Below are 9,175 nucleotides of genomic sequence, written 5' to 3'. Positions count from 1 at the left end.
TTTCGATGCGCCGTAAGGGTTGATTGGCGCTAGTGGCATATCTTCGCTAATTACTTTCTCTTCCGGCATACCATAAACAGCCGCCGTTGACGAAAATACCATGTAAGGCGTTTTATACTTTTCAATAATAGTCAGTAAATTCAGGGTATTACGAGTATTGTTACTGTAGTACTTAAGTGGATTTACGACTGACTCGGGCACCACAATGTTCGCGGCAAAATGTAAGACTGCTTCAAACTTGTGCTTGGCAAAAACCTGATCAAGTTTTTCAACATCAGCAATATCACCAACAACAAGCTCACCATAGGTCACCGCCCACTCATAGCCGGTCGATAAGTTATCGTAAACCACTATGTCATGGCCTGATTCACCCAACTGTTTTACAACATGGCTACCAATATAGCCCGCACCACCCGTTACAAGTACTTTCATTCTTTCTACTTTCCTTTGTTTCTGAATTTATCTATCCAACAGCCTAGCTTGATTATTATAAAAGATTGATATGAAAAAAATATTATTGTGAAGCATTCTGCCGGATCTGTTTTTTCTGTTGGCGGCGAAACGCGAAGAAGTCCCGTATTATCTGACTACATTGTTCCGCCAATATTCCTTCAGCATAGACTATTTCGGTATTCATGGAAGGGTGACTCAATAAGTTATTCTGACTCACTACCGCACCCGCTTTAGGCTCACGAGCGCCAAACACCAAACGATCAATTCGAGCATGAACCAGCATTCCAATACACATCGTGCAAGGCTCTATGGTGACATAAAGTGTCGTACCAGGCAGGCGATAATTTCTTTCGTGTTCTGCTGCTGCCCGAATAGCTCTCACTTCAGCGTGGGCACTCGGGTCACAGCTAGCGATGGGGCGGTTCCAGGCCTCACCTAAAACCTCTTCACCTCTAACCAAGACAGCTCCAACTGGCACTTCACCTTCAGCGCCCGCTTTTTCTGCAAGGTTCAAGGCGCGTCGCATCCAACGCTCATCAATTATGCGTTGCTCCTTACCAGAGTTTTTTGATGCGACCTTATCTTTCGTCATTTCTTACTAATTATTCCCACTCAATCGTCGCTGGCGGCTTAGAGCTGACATCGTATGCGACACGCGAAATATGCTCGATCTCGTTAATAATTCGATTCGATACCGTCTCTAGTAATTCATAAGGCAAGTGCGCCCAACGAGCGGTCATGAAGTCAATTGTTTCAACGGCACGTAACGAAACAACCCATTCATAACGACGACCATCCCCTACAACACCCACCGACTTAACCGGCAAGAAGACAACAAATGCCTGTGATGTTTTGTGATACCAGTCTGCCTTATGAAGTTCTTCCAGGAAGATAGCGTCGGCTTCGCGCAAAACTTCTGCATATTCTTTCTTCACTTCCCCCAAAATACGAACACCTAGGCCAGGCCCTGGGAAGGGGTGGCGATACACCATGTCGTAAGGCAGACCTAGCTCTAAGCCCATCTTACGAACTTCGTCTTTGAATAGCTCGCGTAAAGGTTCAACTAAGTCCATCTTCATATCGTCTGGTAAGCCACCTACGTTGTGGTGAGACTTAATAACATGCGCCTTACCCGTTTTCGCTGCAGCAGATTCGATGACATCCGGGTAAATAGTACCCTGGGCCAAGAAGTCAACGTCTTGAATCTTGGTTGCTTCTTCATCGAAGACTTCAATAAAGGTATTACCAATGATTTTTCGCTTTTTCTCGGGATCAGAAACACCTTCTAACTTACCCAAGAATAAGTCTTCAGCATCAGCACGAATGACTTTGACGCCCATGTTTTCGGCGAACATCTCCATCACCATGTCGCCTTCGTTCTTACGTAACAAGCCGTTATCGACAAAAACACAGGTTAACTGATCACCAATGGCTTTATGCAATAGCGCCGCAACCACTGAAGAATCAACACCTCCAGATAGACCTAGCAAGACCTTCTTATCACCCACTTGGGCACGAACTCGTTCAATCTGATCTTCAATAATCTTTGCTGGCGTCCAAAGTGATTCACAACCACAAATATCTTTTACAAAGTGACTTAAAATACGCTCACCCTGCAGGGTATGCGTTACTTCAGGGTGGAACTGGATACCAAAGAAATTCTTCTCTGCACAGTACATACCAGCAATAGGGCAAGATTCAGTTGAGGCCATCAACTCAAAACCTTCAGGCATCGCAGTAACTTTATCACCGTGGCTCATCCATACATCTAATAAGCGGTTTGCACCTTCAATGTGATCTGCAATATCTTTGAACAAAGCACTATCACCTTCAGATTTAATCTGGGCATAACCAAACTCTCGTACATCAGAGCTTTCAACCTTGCCGCCTAATTGTTCGGCCATAGTCTGCATGCCATAACAGATCCCTAAAACCGGCACACCCAAGCTATAAACAACTTCTGGTGCACGTGGAGAACCAGGCTCAGGCACAGACTCAGGCCCCCCCGCTAAGACAATACCCGTCGGCTTGTATTCACGGATCTCGGCTTCGTCCATATCCCAGGCACGAATCTCTGAGAAAACGCCCAGTTCACGCACTCGACGTGCGATTAACTGAGTGTACTGTGAACCAAAATCTAAAATTAGAATACGCTGTGCGTGAATATCTTGACGGTCTGTCATGGGATTAAATCAACCTCTTAGAAAGACAAAACGGGGCTCTACTAGAAGATGCCCCGCATAATATAAATAAAACTTAAAAAGTACTTAAAGCCTAGCCAACACGATAGTTAGGTGCTTCCTTGGTGATGGTCACATCGTGAACGTGGCTTTCTTTCATGCCCGCTGCGGTAATCTTGGTAAACTGCGGTACCGTGCGCATCGTTTCAATATCGCCACTACCTGTGTAGCCCATGCTAGAACGAAGCCCACCCATTAACTGGTGAATGATTGCAGTCATCGGCCCCTTACACGCTACACGACCTTCAATACCTTCAGGTACTAACTTGTCGACGCCAGATTTAATGTCCTGGAAGTAGCGATCACTAGAGCCTTGAGACTGGCCCATTGCTCCTAAAGAACCCATTCCCCGATAAGCCTTATAGCTTCGACCTTGGAATAATTCGATTTCACCAGGGGCTTCATCAGTACCGGCTAGCAAACTACCGATCATAATACTGTTTGCGCCAGCTACAATCGCTTTTGCAATATCACCAGAGAAACGGATACCACCATCAGCGATAACAGGCACATCAAGCTCTTTCAAAGCTGCACTAACATTAGCCACCGCAGAAACCTGAGGAACACCAATACCAGCCACAATTCGTGTCGTACAAATTGAGCCCGGGCCAATTCCGACTTTAACCGCATCTGCACCTGCTTCAGCCAATGCTATCGCCGCTTCAGCTGTTGCGATGTTACCACCAACCACTTGCACCTGCGGGTAGTTTTCTTTTACCCAGCGAACACGGTCAATAACGCCTTTAGAGTGTCCGTGTGCCGTATCGACAACAATCACGTCAACACCTGCCTGCACCAATGCATCAACGCGCTCTTCAGTGCCAGCACCCGTACCCACAGCAGCACCAACTCTGAGCTGTCCTGCTTCATCTTTACAAGCATTTGGATAGTCTTGCGACTTTTGGATATCTTTAACCGTTACAAGGCCGGTTAGTTCGAAACTATCGTTAACCACTAATACTTTTTCGATTCTGTGCTTATGCAGCAACTCGCGAATTTCGTCTGAAGTAGCGCCTTCTTTTACGGTCACCAGCTTATCTTTAGGTGTCATGATACTTGAGACTTTAGTATCCAAACTGCCTTCAAAGCGGATGTCACGGCCAGTGACAATACCGACCAAGTCTTTACCGTCAACAACCGGTAAACCTGAAATTTTGTTAGCTGCCGTCAGCTCTAACACTTCTCGTACCGTCATATTTGAAGCAACGGTAATAGGGTCTTTCACTACACCACTTTCAAATTTCTTAACAGCACGAACGGTTGCCGCCTGCTGCTCAGCGGTCATGTTTTTGTGAATGATACCAATGCCACCTTCCTGCGCCATGGCAATTGCCAAAGGAGCTTCAGTCACCGTATCCATCGCGGCAGATACCAGAGGAACATTCAAGGTGATGCCTTTCGTCAGGCGAGTTTTAAGAGAAACTTCGTTAGGAAGAACTTCGGAATAACCAGGAATCAAGAGAACGTCATCAAACGTCAGTGCGTCATGTGCGATCCGCAACATATGGGCCAACCTTTATGTCCAGATAAAACGCGGAATTATAATGCTTGAGGGGCTCTCCTTACAAGCATAATTGTAAATACCGCCAAAGCATTTTAAACTCGCCTCAACTTATCACCCAAATATGACATCGCAATGACTTACGCAGACTTCCCTTCCGACCCCAGTATTCCTGAGCATACACCTGCTAAACCCAAGGCACTGAGTGTCAGCGAACTTAACCGTCAAGTTAAACGAATGCTTGAAGTCAGCTACGCTCAAACCTGGGTAAGCGGAGAGATTACCGGGCTCTCAAGACCGCGCTCCGGCCATTGGTATTTCACGCTAAAAGACGACAAGGCCCAAATCCGCTGCGCCATGTTTAAAGGCTATAACCAACGCTTAAAGTTTATCCCCAAGGAAGGTGACCAGATAATTGTTCGAGCCAAAGTGAGCTTGTACGAAGGTCGCGGCGATTACCAACTTATCGTTGAAGGCATGGAACCGGCGGGTATTGGGCAACTACAAGCCGCTTTTGAAGCACTAAAGCTTAAACTGGCTGGCGAAGGACTGTTTGACCAGCAGCATAAAAAATCTATACCACAAATCCCCAAAAAAGCAGCCGTGATAACCTCTCAAAGCGGTGCCGTCATTCATGACATCATTTCAGTGACGCAGCGTCGCTTCCCTGCACTAGAGATCATTTTGCTACCCGTTCAGGTTCAAGGGGAAGGCTCAGCACAACAAATTGCCGACGCTATCGCTTACTGCAACAGCCACAACCTTGCAGATGTATTAATTGTTGGGCGAGGAGGCGGGTCTCTAGAGGATTTATGGAGTTTTAATGAAGAAGTCGTCGCACGTGCTATTTTTGACAGCGAACTACCTATCATTAGCGCCGTTGGTCATGAAGTAGACTTTACGATTGCCGACCTGGTAGCAGACTACCGGGCACCAACGCCATCAGCAGCCGCAGAACACATTACGCCCGACCAATACGAATTAATGCAAAACCTGGATCAACAACAACGGCGCCTGGAGTTTGTGATCAACAATCGATTCAAACAACTCAGCCAAAGCATCGATGCCTTACAAAAACGACTAAGACATCCTGGCGATGCCCTTCAAGAAAAGGGTTTACGCCTTGAAGAACTTCAAGAGCGCATTAAACGGGCACTATCAAACACTATTGAAAATAAATCTGGAAGTCTGAATATACTTCAGCACCGCTTACTCAGATATAACCCTCAAGCGAAGCTTGAACAAAGCGCAGCAACACTAAACAACGCTTACGACAAACTAGTACAAGCGCAGCATGCAAACCTGGAACAACAGCAACACAGACTGGCGATTCTAGCCCAGACACTGCACACGGCAAGCCCTCTTGCAACCTTAGGGCGCGGCTATGCCATATTAAAGTCCGATAAACAGAAAGTTCAAACCCAGTGCAGCGACTTCAAGGCGGGAGACAAAATCAGTGCCACACTAAAAGATGGGATTGTCCATTGTACCGTCGACCAAAGTGTTCCAGAACTGGACTTATAACTCAGCCCAGCTTACTTCAAGGCTTGATAAATTTTCGCTAGATTGTACTGCATCATATCGAGATAGCTTGGCGCTAGCTCATGAGATAAGGCGCCCGAGATCAGTTCACCTCCAAAATTGACTCCCGTTTCCATTTGCACAACTTTGATAAGGCGATTGTCAGCGACATTTTCCTCGAAAATCGCCTTGACGCCAGAGCTCCGAACCTGACGAACTACTTGTGCAATTTGTGCTGCAGAAGCCTCTCCTCCCGTACTGATGCCTTGCAAGCTCCGCATTTTCAAACCATAATCTCGAGCCAAATAAGCAAAGGCATTGTGAGGAACAACCATTTGTCGTTGAGACGCAGGCAGAGCCAAAAACTTCTTCTCGTAAGCTTGGTTAAGCAAGTCTAATTCTTCAATATATGCCTGTGCATTCGTTTCATATTCTCCGGCATGCGGAGGGTCAACCTTCGCTAAGGCATTGGTGATATTGCGAATATATACTTTTGCAGCCTGCAAGCTATGCCAGGCATGCGGGTCAACCCTTCCAACCATCTTGGAAATATCATCATTTTCATCAAGAGAAGCGCTACTATGCTTATGCTCTTCTTCGCCATGATGACCATGACTATGTCGACGCAAATCCTTTCGCTCTCTGATCAAACGAACATTTTCTGTCGCTATCACAGTCAGGCCATTAAAATCTGCTGCGGCAACCAAGCGCGCTAACCACCCTTCAAAGCCCAAGCCATTCATTAACAACAAGTCAGCTTTAGATAAATGCTTAACATTTTGAGGTGAAGGGCGGTAAACATGTGCATCTTCCCCCCAGTCTACCAAGGTAGATACGGATACATGATCTCCTCCCACCGCCTTAGCCATATCAGCCAAAACACTGAAGGTCGCTACTAACTGTAAACTGGCTCCCGCACCGCTCTCTTCCCGTTCAGCCATTACATTCATTGAAAGGCATAGCAAAAATATCGAGAGCAAAGCTCTACGACTGCTAGACTTGTACCTAATGTTACTTTGCATACTTAACCTCAATAGGGTTTCTGTTGAAATTTTGCCGGTTAGGAAAACAGTTATATGAAGCTGTTTTATAGAATTTCACTTTCTGTTGACAAAATGGAACATACTTCCTGTAGAAAAATCTCTAAACTGCGCGCATATTAAGAGGATCACTATTCAATGTTCAACGTTTTTTCAATAAATAGCGCATCTAAAGTACTGACATATTTTTTAATATCACTATTACTTAGCGCTTGCAGCGGCGGTAGCAGCTCAGGAAAACAGACCAATAATACGCCTTCACTTCAGAGTCTCTCATTATCAACACCACCAACAACAATGATATCTGGCGAAACCTTTCAAGCCAGTGTGACCGGTTTATACACCGACGACTCAAGTTTTGACTTAAGTAGCGACGCTGGCTGGAGCTCTAGTGACACGAATATCCTGACAGTGTCAGACAGTGGCCTGATTACGGCAATCAATGCTGGTAGTACTACGATTACAGCGGCTTTTTCTGGAGAATCAGCCAGTTTCAGCATAAACGTAATTGCTTTAAGCAGCATTGCGATGAGCATCATTCCCGACGATCTTGAGGTCGGCGACAGTGTGCAATTAAGTGCTAACGGAACCTACACCGATTCATCAAGCGAAGACATCAGTAACGATGTTATCTGGGCCTCTAGTAATAACACTGCTATCAGCATAAGTGCCACAGGCCTGTTATCGGTAAACACCGCTGGCAGTGCAACGATCTCTATCGAACACAATGATTTGCTAGATCAACAAGACGTGGAGGTTGTCGTTCTTTATAGTGTTAGCATTACCACCTTGCCTTCCGACATCGAAGTCGGCAGCATCCAGCAGCTGGTAGCAAACGCGCACTACTCAAATAGTACAACAAGTATTATCACCTCAGCCGCTAACTGGAGTTCCTCTGATCCGAGCATTTTGCATATCTCCAACGAAGGCTTACTTACCGCACTAGCACCTGGTGACGCAACCATTACAGCCAGTTATGAGGGTGAGCACGCTTCAAGTACGTCTACTGCATACACATTGAGTTCACTTAGCATAACACCCGCCGCGTTGACACTGGCAATTGCTTCATCTCACACTCTCACGGCAACCGGAATTTATACGAACAACACCACAAGCGACCTTAGTCCTGAGACTTCTTGGCAATCGAGCAATAACAACATCGCCACAGTCGATGAAAATGGCTTGGTAGTCGCTGTCAGCGCTGGCAATACCAATGTCACAGCAAGTATTGGCGACATCAACACAAGTCTGGAGCTAACGGTTTCTCCTGCTACATTGCATTCTATTTCAATTGATTTACCCGACACTCTAATTGCCGGACTCACTACTGCTTTATCAGCGACTGGCACCTATTCCGATGGCAGCACCCAAAACATTACCGCTGAAGTAACATGGCAAACTAGCGATATCAGCCTTGCCAGTATCGATAATGAGCTTATTACCGCCATTCAAAGTGGGGAGGTGCAAGTCAGCGCTATTAAAGGCTCTACAACTGGGTTAAAAAACATTGTTATCAGCCCGGCTCAAATCGACAGTCTGGTTTTGACCCCGCCATTGATCACACTAGCGAAAGGAACTCAAAGCGAGGTAAACGTCACCGCCATTTTTACTGATCAAAGCCACCAAGATGTTACTAGCCAAGTCAATTGGAGCGCTGACTCTCCTGAAATAATCTCAATTGAAGCGGGCTCATCACTTGTTAGCGGACTGGATATCGGCAGCTCAAGCCTGAGTGCTGAGCTAGATGGCCATAATGCTGCCAGTACGGTTACGGTAAGCAATGCAGTACTAAGCAATATAAGTATTCTTCCTATTAACAGCTCCCTACCAAAGGGGCTAAGCCAAAGTTTCAGTGCTCAAGGAACATACAGTGACGGCTCAGTTCAGGACATCACCGAACAGGTAACCTGGACATCGAGCGACTCGGCAATAGGCTCTATTTCAAACGCTGCGCTATCTGAAGGTTTAGTCAATGGACTAGAACTGGGATTCGTAAACATTTCCGCCACCCTGGATGATATTAGTATATCGACTAGTCTAAGCATTCAAGACGCCGTATTAACCGCAATTGAAGTTCAGCCAGGAAATATCAGCCTAGCTAACGGGCTTCAAATACAAGCCATTGCTTTAGGCTCCTATTCTGATGGAGAACAAATTGATATCAGTAAAGAGGCCAACTGGAACACAAGCTCTAGTACTGTTGCAAGCGTAGAAAGCCCTAGCGCTCCGGTTATCAGCGCTAATGCAGAAGGCGAAGCCCTGATCTCTGCCGAACTAGAAGGAATCAGTGGTATTAGTTTAGTGACAGTAACAAGTGCGACACTTCAATCAATATCACTGACGAGCGATAACACAAGTATTCCGGCTGGGTTTACAGAACAAGTCAAAGCAAGTGGCTTATATACCGATGCATCGACTAA

7 protein-coding genes are annotated in these 9,175 nt (G+C 46.0%); 2 read left to right on the top strand and 5 right to left on the bottom strand.

The window, feature by feature from the left end; translation table 11 throughout:
- From A3761_RS05245 to guaB, 4 genes are all read right to left on the bottom strand, one after another.
- A partial coding sequence (locus tag A3761_RS05245; protein ID WP_156491623.1) for an NAD-dependent epimerase/dehydratase family protein occupies window positions 1–432 on the bottom strand: 432 nt, incomplete at its 3' end.
- 82 nt (window positions 433–514) lie between these two features.
- Entirely contained in the window at window positions 515–1,045 is a 531-nt protein-coding gene (tadA, locus tag A3761_RS05240; protein WP_068511818.1) for a tRNA adenosine(34) deaminase TadA, read from the bottom strand.
- Between the two features lie 10 nt (window positions 1,046–1,055).
- Entirely contained in the window at window positions 1,056–2,636 is a 1,581-nt protein-coding gene (gene guaA, locus A3761_RS05235; protein ID WP_068511815.1) for a glutamine-hydrolyzing GMP synthase, read from the bottom strand.
- Window positions 2,637–2,727: 91 nt separating this feature from the next.
- Window positions 2,728–4,197, bottom strand: a complete 1,470-nt coding sequence (guaB, locus tag A3761_RS05230; RefSeq protein WP_068511812.1) for an IMP dehydrogenase — start codon at window positions 4,195–4,197, stop codon at window positions 2,728–2,730.
- A gap of 132 nt (window positions 4,198–4,329) precedes the next feature.
- Between guaB and xseA the strand changes: the two genes are divergently transcribed.
- Complete coding sequence (gene xseA, locus A3761_RS05225) at window positions 4,330–5,718, top strand: exodeoxyribonuclease VII large subunit (protein ID WP_068554359.1); 1,389 nt, start codon at window positions 4,330–4,332, stop codon at window positions 5,716–5,718.
- An 11-nt stretch (window positions 5,719–5,729) separates the two neighbouring features.
- On the opposite strand, the gene A3761_RS05220 is transcribed toward xseA, so the two are convergent.
- Window positions 5,730–6,737, bottom strand: a complete 1,008-nt coding sequence (locus tag A3761_RS05220; protein WP_068508834.1) for a metal ABC transporter solute-binding protein, Zn/Mn family — start codon at window positions 6,735–6,737, stop codon at window positions 5,730–5,732.
- Between the two features lie 156 nt (window positions 6,738–6,893).
- Between A3761_RS05220 and A3761_RS05215 the strand changes: the two genes are divergently transcribed.
- On the top strand, window positions 6,894–9,175 hold a 2,282-nt coding region (locus tag A3761_RS05215), incomplete at its 3' end, for an Ig-like domain-containing protein (RefSeq protein WP_197472842.1).

The organism is Oleiphilus sp. HI0123, from assembly GCF_001635315.1.
The sequence above is the reverse complement of the archived record's forward strand: the minus strand, read 5'-3'. Positions and strand labels throughout refer to the sequence as shown.